Genomic DNA, 17,802 nt, shown 5'->3' with positions numbered 1-17,802 from the left:
CACAGTGCCGACGTGAACTTCCACCACCAACGCGTACAGGTCTCCGGCGGCGTCGAACTCAACGTCGCCACCACCGGCGAGGGCAGCCCGGTCGTGCTCCTGCACGGCTTCCCGCAGACCCACCTCATGTGGCGGCACGTCGCCGCCGACCTGGCCGCCGACCACACCGTGATCATGCCTGACCTGCGCGGATACGGCGACAGCGACAAACCGGCCGACACCGGCTCCACCTACGCCAAGCGCACCATGGCCGACGACGTCGTGACCCTCGCACGAGCACTTGGCCACGATCGATTCGCCCTGGCCGGCCACGACAGGGGCGCACTCGTCGCCTTCCGCACCGGCCTCGACCACCCCGAGCACGTCACGCACCTCGCGTCGCTCGACGTGCTGCCCACCCTCGACATGTGGGACGTCATGCGCGGAACCACCGCCGCCGTCGGGTTCCACCTCTTCCTGATGGCGCAGCCCCCCGGCCTGGCGGAAGAGCTGATCGGCGCCCGGCCGGACGCGTTCTTCGGCCACTTCCTCGACGTCTGGGCCACCGAGCCCTTCCCCGCCGACGTGCGCGAGGAGTACCTGCGGGCGAGCCGTGAGGCCGTCACGTCGATCGTCGCGGACTACCGCGCGTCGGCGACGATCGACGTCGAGCACGACACCGCGGACCGCGAGGCGGGCAACCGGTTGAAGATGCCGGTGACGGTCCTGCAGCAGGACTGGGGCGCGGCGCTCGGGTTCGATGCCGAGGCGCTGTGGCGGGCGTGGGCACCCGACCTGGACCACCGCACCGTCTCGTGTGGACACTTCATGGCCGAGGAGGCACCGGATGTGGTGACCGCAGCCCTGCGCGACCTGCTCAGGCGCTGAGCCCGTCCAGCAGCAACCCGAGGGCGAACTCGAACCGCTCGTGGCCGACGCCCGAGTTCAGCTCGTCCACGTGCGCGACCGTGTGCGGGAAGCGGCTCACCGGGAGCATCCGCAGCCGGGTGAGCATCTCGGCCCGGTCCGCGGCGGGCTCCGGGTGGCCGCGCAACGCCGCCTCGTAGGTGTAGGCGCTGACGTACAGCAGCGCGGCGTCGATCGCCCACGCCGCTGATCGCGGTGGCACGCCGCCGGCCAGCAGGATCGCGAGCATCCCCTCGGTGATCCGCAGCGTGTCGAGGTTGGCAGGTGGTGCGGACAGCGCCGCGCGGGCGATCCCGGGATACCGGAGGAACTCATCGCACAGCTGTCCGCACACGCCGATCATCTGCGCGCGCCACCGCGCGGGGTCGGGCGCGGGCAGTGACACGTTCCTGCTCAACGTGCCGATGAGCAGGTCGTCGAGCTCCGCCTTGTTGCGGACGTGCGCGTAGAGCGAGGCCGGGCCGGTCTCCAGCGCGGCGGCGACCCGCCTCATCGTCAGCGCGTCGAACCCCTCGGTCTCGACCAGCCGCAACGCCGTGGTGACGATGCGGCCGACCGTGATCGGTTCCTTGCGCGCTGGTGGCTCGTCCTGCTGCTCCAGCGCCGCGATCTGGGTCGCCCACTCCGCACGGGACGACGGTTTCCGCTTCATGCCCCGCACCCTACAGTTGCACGAACAGTGTTCGTGCATAGAACACTGTTCGTGTCAACCGTTCTCACCGTGATGTTCTCCGGAGGCATCGCTCAGCAGGGCTGGAGCGGCCTGCAGACCGCGCAGTTCGAGAACGCGATCACCGTCGGAGGCCTGCTGCTGACGGCGATGTCGGCCGCTCTCGTCGGATGGGCCCTCCTCCACGTCAGGAAAGCGAGCCTGCTCGACGGGAGACTGAGATCGGCTGTATCGGGGTAAAGAACCACTACCGTGCACGCGCGCGCGTTTGTGCGGGAGGCCACCTCGGTGGCCGGCCAGAACCGGCGCGGGCCCGTTGAGCACTCCAGCACCCGCGCCGGTTCGGTTGTTCTCCCCTTTGTGGCAGTACCATTCGCCGTGCGAGCGTTGAAACACCAGCGCCGAACTTCGTGCTTCGGCGAAAGGGTGACGCGACATGGACGACGGCCGGACGGATGCGGTCGAGCGCCTCGACGAGGCGACCACGGCCCTGGCTCAGCTGCGTGACGGCTTCTCCTCCGAGGAGCCTCTCGACCAGGTCTTGCAACGCCTCGCGGAGACCGCGGTGATGGCGACCGCGGACGCCGACGCGGTCACGATCACCGTGAACCCGCAGGAGCCCCGCACCGCCGCCGCCAGCGACCGCTCGCTCGTCGAGATCGACGAGAAGCAGTACGGCGCCAACCGGGGACCGTGCCTCGAGGCAGCCCGCACGCTCGCGGCCGTGCGCGCGGTGGTGGGTGAGAACAGGGACAACTGGCCGGAGTTCGAGGCCAGCGCGGAAGAACACGGCGTGCGCGCCTACCTGTCGGTGCCGGTGGTGCTCCCCGCGTCGGACAGAACCGACGCCAGACACGTGGGATCGCTCAACATCTACAGCTACACGGCGACCGCCTTCGACCCGTTCGACGAGGGCCTGATGCGGTTGTTCACCACCGCCGCCAGCGCGGCGATCGCCAACGCCCACCAGTGGCAGAGGTCCCGCGAACACAGCAAGCAACTCGAGACCGCACTGGTCTCCCGCGCCGTGATCGAGCAGGCCAAGGGCGCTCTCATGGCCGTGCACGGCTGCACCGCCGAAGAAGCGTTCACGATGCTCGTGCAACGGTCCCAGCGCGACAACGTCAAGCTTCGCGACGTCGCCAAGGACCTGCTCGACAGCATCGCCCAGCGGTGACGCTCAGGAACGTTCGAGGCACTGCCGGAGACGTTCGAGGTCGGCGTTGATGCTCTTGCGCACCTGACGGGCCATCAACGGCGTCGCCCACCCGAAGAACCGGCCGGGCGACCCGCTCGCCCTGATCGCCACGCTCGTGCCGTCCGTCGTGTCGCCGAGTTCGTAGCGGACGGTCATCGGGAACGGCCGGTCGACCTTCATCTCCACCAGGCGGTCCGGCTCGTGCTCGGTGACGACGTAGCCGTAGACGAACTCCCTGCCGAGGAACCGCGCGGTGCGCTCGACGGTAGCGCCCGTGGTGAGCGTGCCGGGCTGGGCGGGACGGCTGGACGTGATGCCGCCGGTCCACTCGAGATCGTGGGCCGGGTCGAACATGAACGCGGCGACTTCGGCGCGCGGCCGGTGCACGAGCACCTCGGGGCGGACGTCGACGGCCATCTCGCACCTCCGTACGGCGGGAATCTCACGCTACGCCTGGGCCGACCAGGTGAACAACGGCCCGAAAGAGGTGCGTGGAGCTACCCACAGTGGACTGTCGTGAGTCAGGGTGTGCGCCATGGAGAGGCGACAGGCTGCGCTGGGTTCCGCTGCGTTCTTCGTGCTGGCTCCCGGCTGCGTCGCCGGCCTGTTCCCGTGGCTGCTGACCCGGTGGAGGTCGCTGCCCTTCTGGCTGCCGCTGCGCTGGGTCGGTGTCGTGCTCCTGGTGGCGGCGCTGGCGGTGCTGGTCGCCTCGTTCGCCCGGTTCGTGGCGGAGGGGTTCGGCACGCCCGCACCGGTCGCGCCACCGGACCGCCTCGTCGTCGGCGGGTTCTACCGCTACGTGCGCAACCCGATGTACGTCGCCGTGCTGTCGCTGATCATCGGGCAGGCGCTGGTGCTCGGGCAGCTGATCCTCTTCGCCTACGCGGCCGTGGTGTGCGCGGCGTTCGCGGCGATGGTGCACTGGCACGAGGAACCCGCGCTGCGCCGTCAGTTCGGGGAGCAGTACGACACGTACCGGGCCGCGGTGCCCGGCTGGGTGCCGAGGTTGCGGCCTAGGCCACCAGCACCGTGAGCGCCGCCGTGTGCACCTCGCCCCCGAGCGCGAACTCCAGGAACAGCCGGTACTCGCCACGTTCGGGGATCACGGCCTGGAAGGTCAGCTCACCGTTGATCAACGGCATGCCGGCGGGCTCCACCGGGTGCATGTGGGTGGCCGACAGCAGCATCGTGTGGAAGCCGGTCAGGTGCCCGTTGGCGCCCAGGTGGGGCTCCACCGAGGACACCTGCTCGCCGCCGGGGTGCCGGAGGCGGAACCGCAGAGTTTGTTGCCGCAGAGGAGAAAGCGGGGCGTCGTCGGCGCGTTCCACGACGAAGCCGCTCTCGGTGATCCCGGACGCCGACGCTTCCGGCACCGGCACGAGGTCCGTGTCGCCGGGCAGGCTGAACGGCACGCCCAGCACGACCGGGTGCCGCGCGTCCTTGGAGTCCAGCGGGACGAACTCCGCGAACATCCGGTAGGCGCCGCCGTCGGGCAGGTCCAGCGTCACGTGCCAGGTGTCGCCTTCGAGCACCGGGTGCTCGTGCCGGAAGATGTGCATGTCGTCCCGCACGGCGAAGAAGTGCATCTGCTTGGTCTGGTCGTCCAGGAACCGCGTGACCGGTTTGCCGTCACCGCCGAGGATCCGGAACGCGACGGGCACGCCGGTGCCGCGGCGCTCCGGCATCACCACCCGCTCGAACCGGTAGCCGGACTCGGCCTCCGACAGGCCGTCGCTGTGCGCGGCGGGCGTCACCGGGCCCGTGTTCTGGTGCTGCATCGGCGGAGCGCTGCGGCCGAACACCACCACGGCGCCCGACACCACGACGACGACCGCGACCAGGGCGAAGATCCAGTCGACCAAGCTCAGTCTGCGCATGACCACTCCCAGGCGGTGCGCGGGCTCCGGAGAACCCGCGCACGGCCTCATCTCAGAACTGAAGGCTCCACGCGTCGACGTAGCCGACGTCGGCCCTGGCGACGTCCTGCACCTTGAGCTGCCAGGTGCCCGCGGCGTCCTCCGCGGAGGCGTTGACCTCGTAGGTCGTGATCACGTTGTCGCCCGAGTCGTTGCTGGAACCCTTGAGCCGGAACGACGTGCCGTCCGGGGCGACCAGGTCGACCACCACGTCCCCGCGGTACGGGTGCTTGATGTCGACGTTGACCTGCAGCGCACCCGGCGCCTTGCCGGGCACACCGGAGACGGTCACCGACGACGTCACCGCGGCACCCGCGTCGGGGATCTGCACGTCGGTCGTGTTCTCGAACTTCCCGCCGGGGGGCGGCGGTTCGACGGTGCCGAGGTTCGGCTTGACGACGACGAGGCCCTGCTCGATGCCGTTGACCAGCACGATGCCGCTGGCGAAGTACGGGTAGTTGCTCCACGCCCCGTTGAACTTCGCCTCGTTGGCCGCCGGGTAGATGTCGAAGTACCCGGCCTCGGTCAGCTGCGCCGACGCGACCCCGCTGACGTCGAGGATCCGCAGGCCCGCCTGGTAGTTGGCCTGGTAGGAGTACTTGCCCTTGATGTACTGGTTGTGGTCGATCGCCGTCGCGGGCGAGTTGTAGACGCCGGTGTGCACCGGGTTCGCGAGGCTCGCCAGGTCCCAGATGTAGGTCTTGGTGCGCTTGTCGGTGCCGCGCGACTCGTCCAGCTCGTCGTCGAGCAGGAAGTACCGCTGGTCCTCGGTCAGCCAGCCCTGGTGCGAGTACTGCGCGCCCGAGTAGGCCTTGCGCGAGAGCTGGACCGGCTTCGTCTTGTCGGTGACGTCGACGATCGTCAGCGTGTCCTCGTTGGAGTTGAAGCAGATCTCCCGGCCGCGGTAAGTCGCGTCCGGCCCGCGGTAGATCACGCACTGGTTGTCGTGGGTGTACCCGTCCTGCGACACGCAGCCCGCGTTCTTGGGCGACTTCGGCGTGCGGATGTCGACCATGTGCGGGCCGCCGCTGCACGTGTTGGAGCCGATCGCGTACGCGTACCCGGTCTCCTCGTTGATGGCGATGTTGTGCGCCGGGCCGAAGTCCTTGTAGACGGTGTCGGCGGTGAACGTCTGCGGCGAGGTGATCGTCCGCAGGCGGGTCAGGTCGAACACCTGCATCCCGTGGCCGCTGATGAAGTCCGCGACGATGAACGCGTGGTCCTTGTACACCTTCATGTCGCGCCACGAGCTGCTGCCTCCGTTGGACGGCAGGTTGCCCAGGAACTTCGGCGCGGTCGGCGTGCTGACGTCGACGAACGCGGTGCCGTTGGTGCGGCCGACGATCGCGTACTCCTTGCCGGAGGACGGGTCGGTCCAGCCCCAGATGTCGTTGCCGTTGCCGCCGCCCATCTGGTTCAGCGGCAGGACGCTGAGCAGGTCCACGTTCTTGCAGGGGTAGATGTCGGCCTTGCCGTCGACGCACGGCACACCGGCCGCGGTGTTCGTGACGGCGTGCCGCTCGGCGGGCTGGAAATCGGCCATGAACGTTCTGGCCGCCGCCTGTCCTTCGGGGGTGTCGGGGTCGTGCGCGGACGCACCCGACATCGTGAGGGCGATCGCCGATGCCGTCAGCACCGCGAGCGCCCCCAGGCGCAAGGTCTTCATGAAGTTGGGCTCCTCACGGAAATCCCGGCCGCTCAGGACGCGGACGGGTGCAGGGTTTCCGATCAGCCCCGAAGGTAGAAGCTCACTGCGGCGGGCATGAACCCCCGATCGTCTGATCTTCGGGGAGAACTTCCACAGCTCAGACCGGATACGTGTGCGTCTCGGTCGCCTTCACCGCCGCCCACAGCCGGTCGCCCGGCCTCAGGCGCAGGTCGGCGACCGTCGCCGTGGTGACGTCCGCGAGCACAGCCGGAGCACCGTCGAGCCGCACGCGGGTGGTGTGCGCGTGCTGCTCGATGCCCGCGACCGTCACCGGCCAGACGTTGCGCGGGCTTCCCGACGGCTGGGCCGAGTAGAGGCTGACGGCGTTGGGAGGGAACGCGATGTGCACCGCGCCCCTGGCCGGCTCGGCGATGGTGAGACGTCCGCCGCCGTCGAGTTCAACCGTCGTGCCGGTCGCGGTGCCGCGGTAGAAGTTCAGTCCCACGAGCTGCGCCACGTAGTCGGTGCGCGGCCGGCGGGCGACCTCGGCGGGTGGACCTTCCTGCACGGCGCGGCCGTTCTCCAGGATGACCAGGCGGTCGGCCAGCACCATCGCGTCCAGCGGATCGTGGGTGACGAGGAGCGTGTGACCGGCGTAGTCGGCGAGGTGGCGGCCGAGCTCGGCGCGCACCTGCAGGCGGGTGGCGGCGTCCAGCGCGGCCAGCGGTTCGTCGAGCAGCAGGAGGCTCGGCCCGGTGGCGAGGGCCCGGGCGAGCGCGACCCGTTGCGCCTGCCCGCCGGACAACGAGCGCGGCTTCACGTGGGCGTGACCGTCGAGACCGACGCGGCCGAGCCACTCCCGCGCGATCGTGCGGGCCTCGGCCTTGTGGGTGCCGCGGGCGCGCAGCCCGAACGCGACGTTCTCCAGCGCGCTCATGTGCGCGAACAGCAGGTAGTCCTGGAAGACCACGCCGATCGGGCGTTCTTCTGCCGGCACGAACGCGTCCGGTCCGTCCCAAGTGGACTCCGCGAGCGCGATCCTGCCGTTCGTCAACGGCAGCAGGCCCGCGAGCGCGCGCAACGCCGTGGACTTGCCCGCACCGTTGGGACCGAGCAGCGCGACCACCTCGCCGGGCCCGATGGTGAGCCCGAGGTCGAGGTCGAACGTTCCGCGCGTCACGCGCAGTTGGGCGGTGAGCGTCATGAGGGCCCGCTGATCCACCGGTCGCGCAGACCGGCCAGCACACCGACGGACACCAGCAGCAGCACGACGCTCAGCACGATCGCCGCGTCCGGGTCGGACTCCAGCGCGAGGTAGACCGCGAGCGGCATGGTCGTGGTCTCGCCGGGGAAGTTGCCGGCGAACGTGATCGTCGCGCCGAACTCCCCCAGCGCCCGAGCCCAGCACAGCACCGCGCCCGCCACCACGCCGGGCAGCACCGACGGCAGCGTCACGCGCCGGAACGTCAGCCACCGCGACGCGCCGAGCGTCGCCGCCGCCTCCTCGTACCGCGGATCGGCCGCCCGCAGCGCGCCTTCCACGGAGATCACCAGGAACGGCATCGCCACGAACGCCTCGGCCACCACCACACCAGCCGTGGTGAACGGCAGCGAGATCCCGAACCACGCGTCCAGGTACTGCCCGACCAGACCCTTGCGGCCGAGCACCAACAACAACGCCACACCACCGACGACCGGTGGCAGCACGAGCGGAACCGTCACCAACGCGCGCCAGAACCCGCGTCCGGGCAAACCACTGCGCGCGAGCAGCCACGCCAACGGGATGCCGAGCGCGAGGCAGCAGATCGTGGCGAGGGAGGCGCAGACGAGCGAAAGCCGCAGCGCCTCACCGACTTCCGCGCTCAGCAACGTCGGCAGCGACGTCCACGGCGTCCTGACGAGCAGTCCTGCCAGCGGGACGAGCAGGAACGCCAGCCCGAGCACCGCGGGCAGGACGAGGACGAGGGGCAGCCGCCCTCGCACCTGACGCCGTGTCACGGGCTGCCGAAACCGGCCGCGCCGAGCACCGCGCGTCCCTTGTCCGACAACACGAACTCGACGAACGCCTTGGCCGCGGCCGCGTTGGGAGCCTTGGCGAGCGGCGCGATCGGGTAGTCGTTCACCGCCTGGCTCGCCTCGGTGAACGTGATGCCCTCGACCTTGTCACCTGCGGACTTGACGTCCGTGCGATAGACCAGCGCGCCGTCGACCTCGCCGAGCGAGACCTTGGTGAGCACCGCCTTGACGTCCTGCTCCAGCGTGTCCGGCGCGGGCGTGACCTTCGCGATCTCGAAGACCTTCCTCGCCGCCGCCCCGCACGGCACCTGCTCCGCACAGAGGGCGATCTTCTTGCCGGCGTCCGCGAAGTCCGCCAACGTCGTGATCTTGCCAGGGTTGCCCTTCGGCACGACGATCGCGAGCTCGTTCCTGGCGAACGTCCTGGGTGCGTCCGTGATCGTCTTGGTGTCGGTGACCTGCTTCATGTTCGCCGGCGCCGCACTGGCGAACACGTCGGCGGGCGCGCCCTGGTTGAGCTGCTGCGCGAGCGCCGAGCTGCCGCCGAAGTTGAACTTGACCTTCGTGCCGGCGTTCGCGGCCCCGAAGTCCTTGCCCAGCTGGGTGAACGTCTCCGTCAGCGACGCGGCGGCGAACACCGTGACGTCACCGGTGACCTTTCCCGACTCCGGAGCCGCCGGTGAGCCGCATCCGGCGAGCAGGAGGGCCAGCACGAGAACCCGGCGCACGATCAGGCCTCCGGGATCTCGACGACGACGTGCGTGGACTTGATGGACGCGACCGCGACGCTGCCGACCTCGAGCCCCAGCTCGTCCGCCGCCTCCCTGCTCATCAGCGACACGACGCGGAACGGACCGGCCTGCATCTCGACCTGCGCCATCACCCCGTCCTTGAGCACGCGCGTGACGATGCCCCGCATCCGGTTGCGCGCCGACGCGGCGACGGTCACCCCGGGTTCGTTGCTCTCGGAGAGGTGCTGGACGAACGCCGCGAGCTCCTTGCCGTCGACGGCCTTGCGCCCGTTCTCCGACACGGTGGCGTGCAGGCGCCCCTGGTCGATCCACCGCCGCACGGTGTCATCGCTGACCCCCAGAAGGGCAGCGGCCTCACTGATCCGCAGATTCGGCACGCGCACATCATATGTTCCGATTCTGCGGATGCAAGGGCGACTTGGAACCGCTTCTTAGGCCTTCACGCGCGCCTTCGTCGTCCACATCCGGTAGCCGGCCGCGATCGCCTCCGCCTCGGACGCGAACATCAGGTCGCCCTTCGTCCGCTTGTAGTAAGGCGAATCGGGCGTGTGGTACACGAGCGTCTTGGAATTCCCCTTGATGGACGAGGACTTCACCGGCTCGACCACCACCGGGTCCTCGGCCGCACGCCGGGGCGCGGGCAGGGCCAGCCGCGGCTTCGGCGGCTCCGTCTGCGCACGGCCTCGCACCGACAGCCACGTCACCAGCGAGCCTGCGCCGAACGCCACCGCGCACAGCACGAACATCTGCCAGAACAACCAGAACACAAGAACTCCTAACGGACCACGACGTCGACCTGGCGGGTGGCCGGGTCGAACTCGCCGTCGGGGGCGGGACGGGTCTCGGTGGCGATCAGCGCGGGCGACACGCCCTGGCCCACGAGCACGTCGCGGACCATCTGCGCGCGCGTGGACGCCATCGCGGGGTCGGTGCCGTGTGCCACCAACGTGATCGAGGCGCGCGGTGCGACCAGAAGCATGCGGGCAACGCGTTCGACGAGCACGGTGCCATGGCCTTCCCACGCCGTGGTGCCCTGCACGAACCGGATGGCGCCGTTGCCGTTCACCAGCCGGTTGATCGAGTCGTGCAGCGCCTCGACGTTCAGGTCGCCGGCAGTTGCGGAAGGACCGACCTCGATGCGGTCGGTGACCCGCAGGCCGCTCGCCGCGTCCGCGAGAGCCTCGCGCACGGCCTTCGCCCGCGTCTCGTCCGGCACGCGCGCGCCGACCGCGATCTGTCCGTTGTGGATGGTCGTGGTCACGTCGGACACCTTGGCGGACAATGCGGCCGCGACGACACGTTTCACCACGGCGGGCGGGATCGGCAGCGGGCCACCGAGCCGGAGCGCGGCCGTGACGCGGTGGTCCTCCGACGCCACCGCGTCCAGCAGCGCCCGGCGTTCCGCGTCGTCGGACACCGCGCCGGACACCAGGATCTCGGCCCCGCGCACCGCGACGAGCAGCTGCGCGGGACCGGCGGGCCGCACTTCCGCGCCGCCGACCCCGGACACGCTGGAGACGACCGCGCGCACCGCCTCCACCGACCGCGGCGAGACCTCGCTGACGACGACCGAACGGCCGTTGACCTCGACGACTCCGTCGAATCCCGCCTGCGCGAGCGCTGACCGCACCTCGGCGTGCAGTGTCCGTTCAATGCCACCGCCGTGGACGACCACACCGGTGGCGGCGAGCAGCGCGGACACCAACAGCCCGCCGATCCAAACCGCGTGAGGCAAGCGCACGGCCGAGGGCTTACCGGATCTTGGAACCGGAAATCCAATCGCCCCAGTCTTTCGGACCGAACTTCACCCGGTCAGGTGTCCACACGGCGCTCTTCGGGGTGGCCGCGGCCGCCGTTCCCGGTAACAGGGCGACGACCAGCGCCACCGCTGCGAGAGTTCTCACCATGAAATGATCATGTCCGAAGATCAGGTACCGCAGCCCTCCGGTGACCACGCCTGGTCGCTCGCGTTGCTGCCGTCCGAGCGCACGACCCGAACCTGGACGCACAACGCGCCCGGTGCGTAGAGGTCGAGCGAGGGAGTCTGGACCGTGCCGGTCTTCAGGTCGTCATTGGTGCGCCAGGTGAAGGTGTCGGTGGCCTGCTGGGACGGGTAGGTCCAGGAGAACCGGAGGGTCTTGGGGTCGATGCGCGTCGCGGTGACGGTCACCTTGCTCGTCAGGCTGGTCTCACCGCCGGAGGCGCTCTGCGGCTGCACCTGCTCCGGCTGTCCCGTCAGGCGGTCGTTGTTCTGCAGCATCAGCGCGCTGGTGACGATCACACCGGCGACGACGACGGCGGTGCCGGCGTAGATCGGCCACCGCGACCGCCGGCGCGGCGACGGGTCCGCCTGCACGACCACGGCATTCCCGGTGGCGGACGTCGGCGCCGACTCGTGCTGGATCTGCCGCAGCCGTCGCGCGAACTCCTCTGCCGACGACGGACGTGCCGCCGGGTCCGCCGCCATCGCCTGGCGCAGCAGGACTTCCAGCGACTCGGGTGCTCTGCCGGTCGGGCGCGGGCTGCCCTGCAGGATGCGTTGCTCCAGCGCGGCGTGCGTGTTGTTGCCGCGCGGCACGACGAACGGCGAGTGCCCGGCGATCAGGTGCCACAGCGTCGCCCCGAGCGAGAAGACGTCCGCGCGGACGCCGTGGCTGCCGCTGGTGAGCACCTCAGGGGCCGTCCAGGGCAACCGGTCCCTGCCGAGCACGCCGAAGTCGGTGAGACACGCGTTGCCGTGCTCGTCGAGCAGGACGTTGGCAGGCTTGACGTCGCGGTGCACCACGCCGGCCCGGTGCGCGGCGTGCAGCGCGTCCGCGACCTGCACGCCGATGTCCACCGCGCGCTCGAAGCGCATCGGTGCCGCGGTGAGGAGATCGCCGTTCGGGTAGTGCTTCATCACGAGGTACAGCACGCCGGCGCCGGTCCGCCCGGCCCGGTGCACGGTGACGATGCCGGGGTGCCCGAGTTCGAGCACAGTCCTCAGCTCGGCCGCGCGCGCCGGACCGGCGAGCAGCTTCACCGCGACCTCGCCGTGCGCGTCGCGGTACAGATGGACGTTCTTGCCGAGCGGTCGGGCGTACCGGAAGCCGGGGATCTCCGGTAACTCCTCTGTCATTCGCCACCTCGTTGCCAACGGCATCGGTCAGGGTGGCCCCGCCCACCCGATGTGACTGAGTAATCCACCCCGAGTCGACTGTCAACCGTCAACCACCTGTTGAGACGGCCGATCCGGCTGTCCACCGCCAAGTGGCGGACAGCCGGATCAGGTGATTACGCCGTGTGCAGCGTCAGCCCGTAGACGCTCAGGATCTCGTTGATCGGCTGGAACCAGGTGCGGCCGCCGCTCGAGCAGTTGCCGTAGCCGCCGGACGTCACGCCCTGCGCCTGGTCGCCGGTGATGAACGAGCCGCCGGAGTCGCCACCCTCGGCGCACACGCTCGTGCCCGCCATCTGGTGCACGTCACCCTGGGCGTACCGGATGGTCTCGTTGCGGCTCTGGATCACACCGCAGTGCCAGTGCGTGGTCGAACCGGAGCGGCACACCGAGGTACCGATCGGCGCCTCCCAGGAACCTCGCACCAGCGCGTCGCTGACCGTGCCCCAGCCCAGCACGACGGGCACGGTCCACCAGCCGCCGCCGATGCGCACCCACGCGTAGTCGTTTCCGGGGAACGACGATCCGGCGAACTGTCCCTGCCAGGAGCGGTCCCAGCCGTAGACCTGCGCTCCCGCGCCGCCGCAGTGCCCTGCCGTCACGTAGCCGCCGTGCACCGAGAAACCGATCGAGCAACGGACGTTCCCGGTGTAGTACGGGTCGCCTCCGACCGTTCCGGCCGCGAACGGCTGCGGCTGCTGAACTCCCTCGGTGCGCACGGTGATGGCGCCGAACTCGCGCGCCTTGTCCAGGAACGCGGCGACCTCGGCCGTCTGCTTGCCCTCCTGCACGTTCACGACCACCGTTCCGGTGCGCGGATCGGGGTGCCAGCTCGCGACCGCGGACGGCACGGCACCGGTCGCGGACAACGCGTCGAGGCGGTTCTTGTGAGCCGCCATCGACCCCGCCGAGCGGCCGACGACCCGCGTGTCCGCGCCGACGGCCTCGACCCGGCGGGCGGCAGCATGGTCGGTGACGGCGACGACCAGCCGGTTCGTGGCCTCGTCGAACCAGCTGCCCGCGTAGGCGGTGCCGGCCTCGGCCTCCGCGCGCGGCGCGAGCACCGACGCGCGCTCTTCCTTCTCCAGACGCAGCCGCGCCTGGTTCTCGGTCAGCCCGAACGCCGAGGTCATCGCCGGGAGCAGGCCGGGTGACATCGCCTCGGCCGACGCCTGGGCGGGAACGGTGAACGTCGCCCCGACCAGCGCGAGGGCCAGCGCGGGCACGATTCTGGGCATGGTGAAGCGCATCTGTTCTCCTTGTCCGTACAGGGATCGCTGCCCGCCCGGTGGCGAGCAGCGGCGAACATGAGAGCGCTCCCACCGTGCCGCAGCCAGGCACGCGTGGTCAACGAATGACACAGCTCCTGTCCTGCCCGATTCCTGCCCGAATGGAGGAAAACGGGCGTCAGGCCATCATCACGACCTGGCGCACGGCCTCTCCCGACGCGAGCTTCGCGAACCCGTCGTTGATCTCCGGCAGTTCCAGCCGTCCGGACAGGAGCCCGTCGACCGGCAGCCGACCGGCCCGGTACAGCTCGACGAACCGCGGCACGTCCCGGCGCGGCACGCACGAGCCGAGGTAGCTGCCCTTGAGCGTGCGTTCCTCGGCGACCAGGTTCAACGCGGGCAACGTGACGGTCCGGTCCGGGTGCGGCAGCCCGACCGTGACCGTGGTGCCGCCGACAGCCGTTGCGGCGTAAGCCTGTTCGAGTACCGCCGCGACCCCGGTGGTGTCGATGACCTTGTCCGCGCCGCCGCCGGTCAGGTCCCGCACGTGCGTCACCACGTCCGGCCCGCCGGCCGCCTCGTGCGTCGCGCCGAGGGTGAGCGCCAGCTTCCGCTTGTGCTCGACCACGTCCACCGCGACGACCTGCGTGGCGCCGGCCGTGATCGCCGCGAGCACCGCCGCCAGCCCGACACCGCCGAGCCCGAACACCGCGACCCTGTCCCCCGGCACGACGTTCGCGCTGTAGAACGCCGCTCCCGCACCGGTCAGCACGGCGCACCCGAACAGCGCGGCGACGTCGAGCGGCAGGTCCGGCGGCACGAGCGTGGCGGACCTGCCGGAGATCACGGTGTACTCGGCGAAACCGGACACCCCCAGGTGGTGGTGCGGCCGCGTGCCGTCCGGCAGCGTCCAGCGCCGGTGCCCGCCCAGCAACGTGCCGTCGCGGTTCGCGACAGCGCCCGGTTCGCACAACGCCTGCCGGCCTGACGCACAACGACGACAGGCCCCGCACGCGGGCACGAACGACATCACGACGTGGTCGCCGGGCGCGAACTCGGCGTTGGGCCCCACCTCGACGACCTCGCCCGCCGCCTCGTGGCCGAGCACCATGGGCAGCGGCCGGATGCGCGAACCGTCGATCACGGACAGGTCGGAGTGGCACAGCCCGGTGGCGTGCACGCGCACCAGCAGCTCGCCGGGGCCCGGCGGGTCCAGTTCGAGGTCGACGATCTCCAGCGGACCACCGACTCCGGTCAGCACGGCACCTCGTGTCCTCATGCGACCAGCCCTTCCATCCGCGCGCGCAGGTCTGCGGGAATCTCCACCGGTTTGCGGGTCGTCCTGTCCACGAACACGTGCACGAAGTGACCTTCCGCGACGACGTCGTCCCGTCCCTCCAGGAAGAAGCCGACCTCGTAACGCACGCTCGACCGGCCGAGGTGCCCGATCCGCAGGCCCGCGTCCACCGCGTCCGGGAACGACACGGAGGCGCGGTAGTTGCAGTGGGACTCCACGCACAGGCCGATCGCGCCGCCGTCGTGGATGTCGAGCCCGGCTTCGGTGATCAGCCACGTGTTGATCACGGTGTCCATCCACGCGTAGTGGACGACGTTGTTGACGTGCCCGTACACGTCGTTGTCGGCCCACCGCGTCGGAATCCGCTGCCAGTGCCGGTAGCTGTCGCGCACACACTCTCCTCTCACCCGAGCATCCTGCTGAGCTCGACCCTCGACCGCACGCCGAGCCGCGCGAAGATGTTGCGCAGGTGGTGCTCGACGGTGCGGTGGCTCAGGAACAACCGCGCGGCGATCTCGCGGTTCGTCGCACCCTCCGCGACCAGCCCGGCGATCTGCGCCTGCTGCGGCGTCAGCCGGGGGTGGTCCTTCTGTTCGCCGGTGGGGTCGCCCGCCGCGCGCAGTTCGGCGCGGGCGCGGGCGACCCAGTGATCGGCCTGGTAGGTCTGGAAGATGCGCACGGCGTCCCGCAGGTGTTCGCGCGCCGCCTTGGGTTTGCGCCCGCGCCGCAACCGGTTCCCGTACAGCAGCTCGGTCTTCGCGAGCTCCAGCGCGGTACCGCTCGCGCGGTGCAGCCGGATCGCTTCCTCGAAGTGCTCGTCGGCGGTTCCGCTCTGCAGCAGCGCGTGGCAGCGGTGCGAGAGCGCCAGCCGGGCCGCGCTGCCCGTGGCACAGGCCCACTTCTCGAACCGTTGGAGCGCTCTGTCCCCTGTGGACGGTTCACCGCACGCGACGGCGGCCTCGACCACGTGCGGTGCCGCCATGACCTTGATGCCGACGTGTCCGGAGTGCAGCCGCAGCCGCCCCAGCGCGTCGGCGGGCCGGTCGCGCGTCAGGTCGACGCACGCGAACGCCCACGCGCCCAACGTGCCCGGCCGGATGAGCCCGCGCTGGTTGATGTGCTCGGTGGCGATGCCCATGCGGTCGAGCGCGCTGTCCGCGTCCCCGCGCAACGCCGAAAGCAGCGCGAGGATCGTGAGGTGGTCGACCACCGCGTTGTGCTGCCCGATCGCCGTCGCCGCGTGCACACCCTCGGTGGCCGCGGCGAGCGCGGCGGCGTGCTGGTCCAGCAGCAACGCCGACAACGCCCGGTAAACCAGCGCCCACGGCACCAACGCGTTGAGCCCGCTCTCCCGCGCCGACGTGACCGCACTGGTCGCGAGCTCGTGCGACCGCCGGGCGTCCCCCAGCACGTACGCCGCCTGACTCGCCCAGATCCGAGCCTGCGGCCCAGGCACCTCACCGGCGAGCTCGACCACCTCGCGCAACACGGGCAGCGCCTCGTCGTGCCGCCCGCCGAACGTCGCCGCCATGCCGATCAGGTGGTCGAGCGTGAGCCGGGTGGCGAGCGGCTCGTCCGCGCGCCGGATCTGCTTCGCGAACTCCGCGGCTTTGGCGTGCCTGCCGTGATCCCCCGCGATGTTCGCCGCCTCACCCGCGAACCCGAGCGCCGCGACGGCGAGCGTGCGCCGTGTGCCGGCCAGGCTCCTGGCGGCACGGATCAACCGGTCGGCCGCGACGTCCGGGAGGCTCTCCCCCAGGTCGATGCCACCCATGACGAGGTCCACGAGCGCCCTGAGCTCAGGCGTGTCGGTGAGTGTGAGCGCGGTGCGCAGGACGTTTCGAGCTCGGTGCGGCGCCCCGTGGGTCCAGTGGTCCCCGGCGGCGTGGAGCAGACTCTCGGCCTTCTTGTCGGGATCGCTGGTCAGCCGTGCAGCACGGTCGTGGTCGCGAGCCGCGGAGGCGTAGTCACCACGTCTCCGCGCGTCCTCCGCGTGGCCCGTGAGGACTGCGGCGAGCCTTTCGTCTTTGTTGACAACCGCCTGGTGCCACGTGCGTTGTGGACCCGGCGGCAACCACTCGGCGAGCTCGGCGTGTGCCTTGCGGCGCAGTTTGAGCGGAACGTCCGCGCTGAGCGCGGACCGGACCAGCCGGCGCGGGTCGAGCAACTCGCCCGCCTCGACCACGGCTTCCCAGTCCCGGTGGGCCAGCGCTTCGGCGTCGAGGTCCTCGTCGACCGCGGCCAGCGCCGTGATGTGCTGCGCGCGGGGCGACAGGGCGTTGAACCTGGCGCGGAGGCGGGCACGCAGGCTGCTGTTTCGGGGTAGCACCTGTGGTGCCGGTTCGGTGGCGCCGAGCTGGCCGTGCGTCAGCGCTTTGGCCAGCTCGACGAGCGCCAGCGGGTTGCCGCAGGCCAGGTCGGTGAGGTCGACGGCGAGGGTCGCCGGGATGCCGGGCACCAGGTCGTGCAGGACGCGCATGCTGGTGGCGCGGTCCAGGGGGTCGAGGGTGATGCAGGGCAGGCCGCGGGGGTCGCCTTCGGTGGCGATGAGGAGAGCAGCGTTCGTGTCGGTGACGTCGTGGGCCAGCTGTCGCAGGTCGCCGTCGATGGTGGGGACGTCCGCGCACAGCAACGCGGTGCAGGTGTGGCGTGCGGCGTTGAGCAGGGAGGTCTTGCCGGAGCCTGGCTCGCCTTGCAGGACCAGGGCTCCGCCTCTTCCTGCTTGGGCGCGTTCGATCAGGGTGTGGATGGCTTGGAGCTGGTCGGCGCGGCCACGCAGGATGGGGGGCTCGCCGCTGGCCGCATTTGTGCCTACGTGCTGGCCGTCACCGCCCACGCGCGCACGACCGCCCAACGCGTCGCCGGCGACGCGCTGCCGGTCCCGCCCACGCAGCATCTGGCCAGTCTTACGGCCCCACGACAACAGACGGAAGAGCTCAAGCCGAAATTCACCTACCACCGTTAGTTTTGCCACCGAAGCAGTCCGCGACAGACCGGTGGTTCCACCGATGCG

At 70.6% G+C, this 17,802-nt stretch carries 19 protein-coding genes; 4 read left to right on the top strand and 15 right to left on the bottom strand.

The window, feature by feature from the left end:
• Positions 1-12: 12 nt before the first annotated feature.
• A complete protein-coding gene (locus tag ACFOWZ_RS38525; protein WP_382378894.1) occupies positions 13-867 on the top strand; it encodes an alpha/beta fold hydrolase in 855 nt (284 codons plus the stop codon).
• Here ACFOWZ_RS38525 and ACFOWZ_RS38520 read toward each other — a convergent pair.
• Complete coding sequence (locus tag ACFOWZ_RS38520) at positions 857-1,558, bottom strand: TetR/AcrR family transcriptional regulator (protein ID WP_382378893.1); 702 nt, start codon at positions 1,556-1,558, stop codon at positions 857-859. The genes ACFOWZ_RS38525 and ACFOWZ_RS38520 overlap by 11 nt on opposite strands.
• A 51-nt stretch (positions 1,559-1,609) precedes the next feature.
• On the opposite strand from ACFOWZ_RS38520, the gene ACFOWZ_RS38515 reads away from it, so the two are divergent.
• A complete protein-coding gene (locus tag ACFOWZ_RS38515) occupies positions 1,610-1,816 on the top strand; it encodes a hypothetical protein (protein ID WP_382378892.1) in 207 nt (68 codons plus the stop codon).
• A 196-nt stretch (positions 1,817-2,012) separates the two neighbouring features.
• A complete protein-coding gene (locus tag ACFOWZ_RS38510; RefSeq protein WP_382378891.1) occupies positions 2,013-2,753 on the top strand; it encodes an ANTAR domain-containing protein in 741 nt (246 codons plus the stop codon).
• 3 nt (positions 2,754-2,756) lie between these two features.
• Here ACFOWZ_RS38510 and ACFOWZ_RS38505 read toward each other — a convergent pair whose 3' ends face one another.
• A complete protein-coding gene (locus ACFOWZ_RS38505) occupies positions 2,757-3,191 on the bottom strand; it encodes an SRPBCC family protein (RefSeq protein ID WP_382378890.1) in 435 nt (144 codons plus the stop codon).
• Between the two features lie 118 nt (positions 3,192-3,309).
• Here ACFOWZ_RS38505 and ACFOWZ_RS38500 point away from each other — a divergent pair, with 118 nt between their 5' ends.
• Entirely contained in the window at positions 3,310-3,807 is a 498-nt protein-coding gene (locus ACFOWZ_RS38500; RefSeq protein ID WP_382378889.1) for a methyltransferase family protein, read from the top strand.
• Here ACFOWZ_RS38500 and ACFOWZ_RS38495 read toward each other — a convergent pair.
• From ACFOWZ_RS38495 to ACFOWZ_RS38435, 13 genes are all read right to left on the bottom strand, one after another.
• Positions 3,788-4,651: a hypothetical protein gene (locus ACFOWZ_RS38495; RefSeq protein ID WP_382378888.1), complete on the bottom strand. Its 864-nt coding sequence runs from the start codon at positions 4,649-4,651 to the stop codon at positions 3,788-3,790. The genes ACFOWZ_RS38500 and ACFOWZ_RS38495 overlap by 20 nt on opposite strands.
• Positions 4,652-4,703: 52 nt before the next feature.
• Complete coding sequence (locus ACFOWZ_RS38490; RefSeq protein WP_382378887.1) at positions 4,704-6,356, bottom strand: choice-of-anchor B family protein; 1,653 nt, start codon at positions 6,354-6,356, stop codon at positions 4,704-4,706.
• 139 nt (positions 6,357-6,495) lie between these two features.
• Positions 6,496-7,542 carry an ABC transporter ATP-binding protein gene (locus ACFOWZ_RS38485; protein ID WP_382378886.1) on the bottom strand — a complete coding sequence of 349 codons (1,047 nt, stop codon included), beginning with the start codon at positions 7,540-7,542 and terminating at the stop codon, positions 6,496-6,498.
• Positions 7,539-8,321: a molybdate ABC transporter permease subunit gene (gene modB / locus ACFOWZ_RS38480; RefSeq protein ID WP_382378885.1), complete on the bottom strand. Its 783-nt coding sequence runs from the start codon at positions 8,319-8,321 to the stop codon at positions 7,539-7,541. The genes ACFOWZ_RS38485 and modB overlap by 4 nt, the downstream gene beginning before the upstream one ends.
• An 11-nt stretch (positions 8,322-8,332) precedes the next feature.
• Positions 8,333-9,082 (bottom strand): molybdate ABC transporter substrate-binding protein, encoded by a 750-nt coding sequence (gene modA, locus ACFOWZ_RS38475; protein WP_382378884.1) that lies wholly within the window; start codon positions 9,080-9,082, stop codon positions 8,333-8,335.
• 2 nt (positions 9,083-9,084) lie between these two features.
• Positions 9,085-9,483: a TOBE domain-containing protein gene (locus ACFOWZ_RS38470; protein ID WP_030467157.1), complete on the bottom strand. Its 399-nt coding sequence runs from the start codon at positions 9,481-9,483 to the stop codon at positions 9,085-9,087.
• A 54-nt stretch (positions 9,484-9,537) separates the two neighbouring features.
• Positions 9,538-9,873, bottom strand: coding sequence for a sunset domain-containing protein (locus tag ACFOWZ_RS38465; protein ID WP_382378883.1), 336 nt, complete (start codon positions 9,871-9,873; stop codon positions 9,538-9,540).
• 8 nt (positions 9,874-9,881) lie between these two features.
• A complete protein-coding gene (locus ACFOWZ_RS38460; protein WP_382378882.1) occupies positions 9,882-10,847 on the bottom strand; it encodes a hypothetical protein in 966 nt (321 codons plus the stop codon).
• A 186-nt stretch (positions 10,848-11,033) separates the two neighbouring features.
• Complete coding sequence (locus tag ACFOWZ_RS38455) at positions 11,034-12,224, bottom strand: serine/threonine-protein kinase (RefSeq protein WP_382378881.1); 1,191 nt, start codon at positions 12,222-12,224, stop codon at positions 11,034-11,036.
• A gap of 155 nt (positions 12,225-12,379) precedes the next feature.
• Entirely contained in the window at positions 12,380-13,513 is a 1,134-nt protein-coding gene (locus ACFOWZ_RS38450; RefSeq protein WP_382378880.1) for a S1 family peptidase, read from the bottom strand.
• Positions 13,514-13,670: 157 nt separating this feature from the next.
• Complete coding sequence (locus tag ACFOWZ_RS38445) at positions 13,671-14,771, bottom strand: zinc-binding dehydrogenase (protein WP_382378879.1); 1,101 nt, start codon at positions 14,769-14,771, stop codon at positions 13,671-13,673.
• Positions 14,768-15,181, bottom strand: coding sequence for an acyl-CoA thioesterase (locus ACFOWZ_RS38440; RefSeq protein ID WP_081902051.1), 414 nt, complete (start codon positions 15,179-15,181; stop codon positions 14,768-14,770). Before ACFOWZ_RS38440 ends, ACFOWZ_RS38445 begins: the two co-directional genes overlap by 4 nt.
• Before the next feature lie 11 nt (positions 15,182-15,192).
• Positions 15,193-17,685, bottom strand: coding sequence for a helix-turn-helix transcriptional regulator (locus ACFOWZ_RS38435; RefSeq protein WP_382378878.1), 2,493 nt, complete (start codon positions 17,683-17,685; stop codon positions 15,193-15,195).
• Positions 17,686-17,802: the final 117 nt, after the last annotated feature.

The sequence above is a fragment of the Lentzea rhizosphaerae genome (genome assembly GCF_042649515.1).
GTDB classification, from domain to species: Bacteria; Actinomycetota; Actinomycetes; order Mycobacteriales; family Pseudonocardiaceae; genus Lentzea; species Lentzea aerocolonigenes.
This window is presented reverse-complemented; position numbering and strand designations above follow the sequence as displayed.

Coding starts and splice junctions, on each gene's coding strand:
- ACFOWZ_RS38485 (WP_382378886.1), bottom strand. CDS start 7,542: ATGACGCTCACCGCCCAACTGCGCGTGACGCGCGGAACGTTCGACCTC.
- ACFOWZ_RS38490 (WP_382378887.1), bottom strand. CDS start 6,356: ATGAAGACCTTGCGCCTGGGGGCGCTCGCGGTGCTGACGGCATCGGCG.
- ACFOWZ_RS38495 (WP_382378888.1), bottom strand. CDS start 4,651: ATGCGCAGACTGAGCTTGGTCGACTGGATCTTCGCCCTGGTCGCGGTC.
- ACFOWZ_RS38450 (WP_382378880.1), bottom strand. CDS start 13,513: ATGCGCTTCACCATGCCCAGAATCGTGCCCGCGCTGGCCCTCGCGCTG.
- ACFOWZ_RS38445 (WP_382378879.1), bottom strand. CDS start 14,771: ATGAGGACACGAGGTGCCGTGCTGACCGGAGTCGGTGGTCCGCTGGAG.
- ACFOWZ_RS38520 (WP_382378893.1), bottom strand. CDS start 1,558: ATGAAGCGGAAACCGTCGTCCCGTGCGGAGTGGGCGACCCAGATCGCG.
- ACFOWZ_RS38435 (WP_382378878.1), bottom strand. CDS start 17,685: ATGCTGCGTGGGCGGGACCGGCAGCGCGTCGCCGGCGACGCGTTGGGC.
- ACFOWZ_RS38500 (WP_382378889.1), top strand. CDS start 3,310: ATGGAGAGGCGACAGGCTGCGCTGGGTTCCGCTGCGTTCTTCGTGCTG.
- ACFOWZ_RS38455 (WP_382378881.1), bottom strand. CDS start 12,224: ATGACAGAGGAGTTACCGGAGATCCCCGGCTTCCGGTACGCCCGACCG.
- ACFOWZ_RS38505 (WP_382378890.1), bottom strand. CDS start 3,191: ATGGCCGTCGACGTCCGCCCCGAGGTGCTCGTGCACCGGCCGCGCGCC.
- ACFOWZ_RS38510 (WP_382378891.1), top strand. CDS start 2,013: ATGGACGACGGCCGGACGGATGCGGTCGAGCGCCTCGACGAGGCGACC.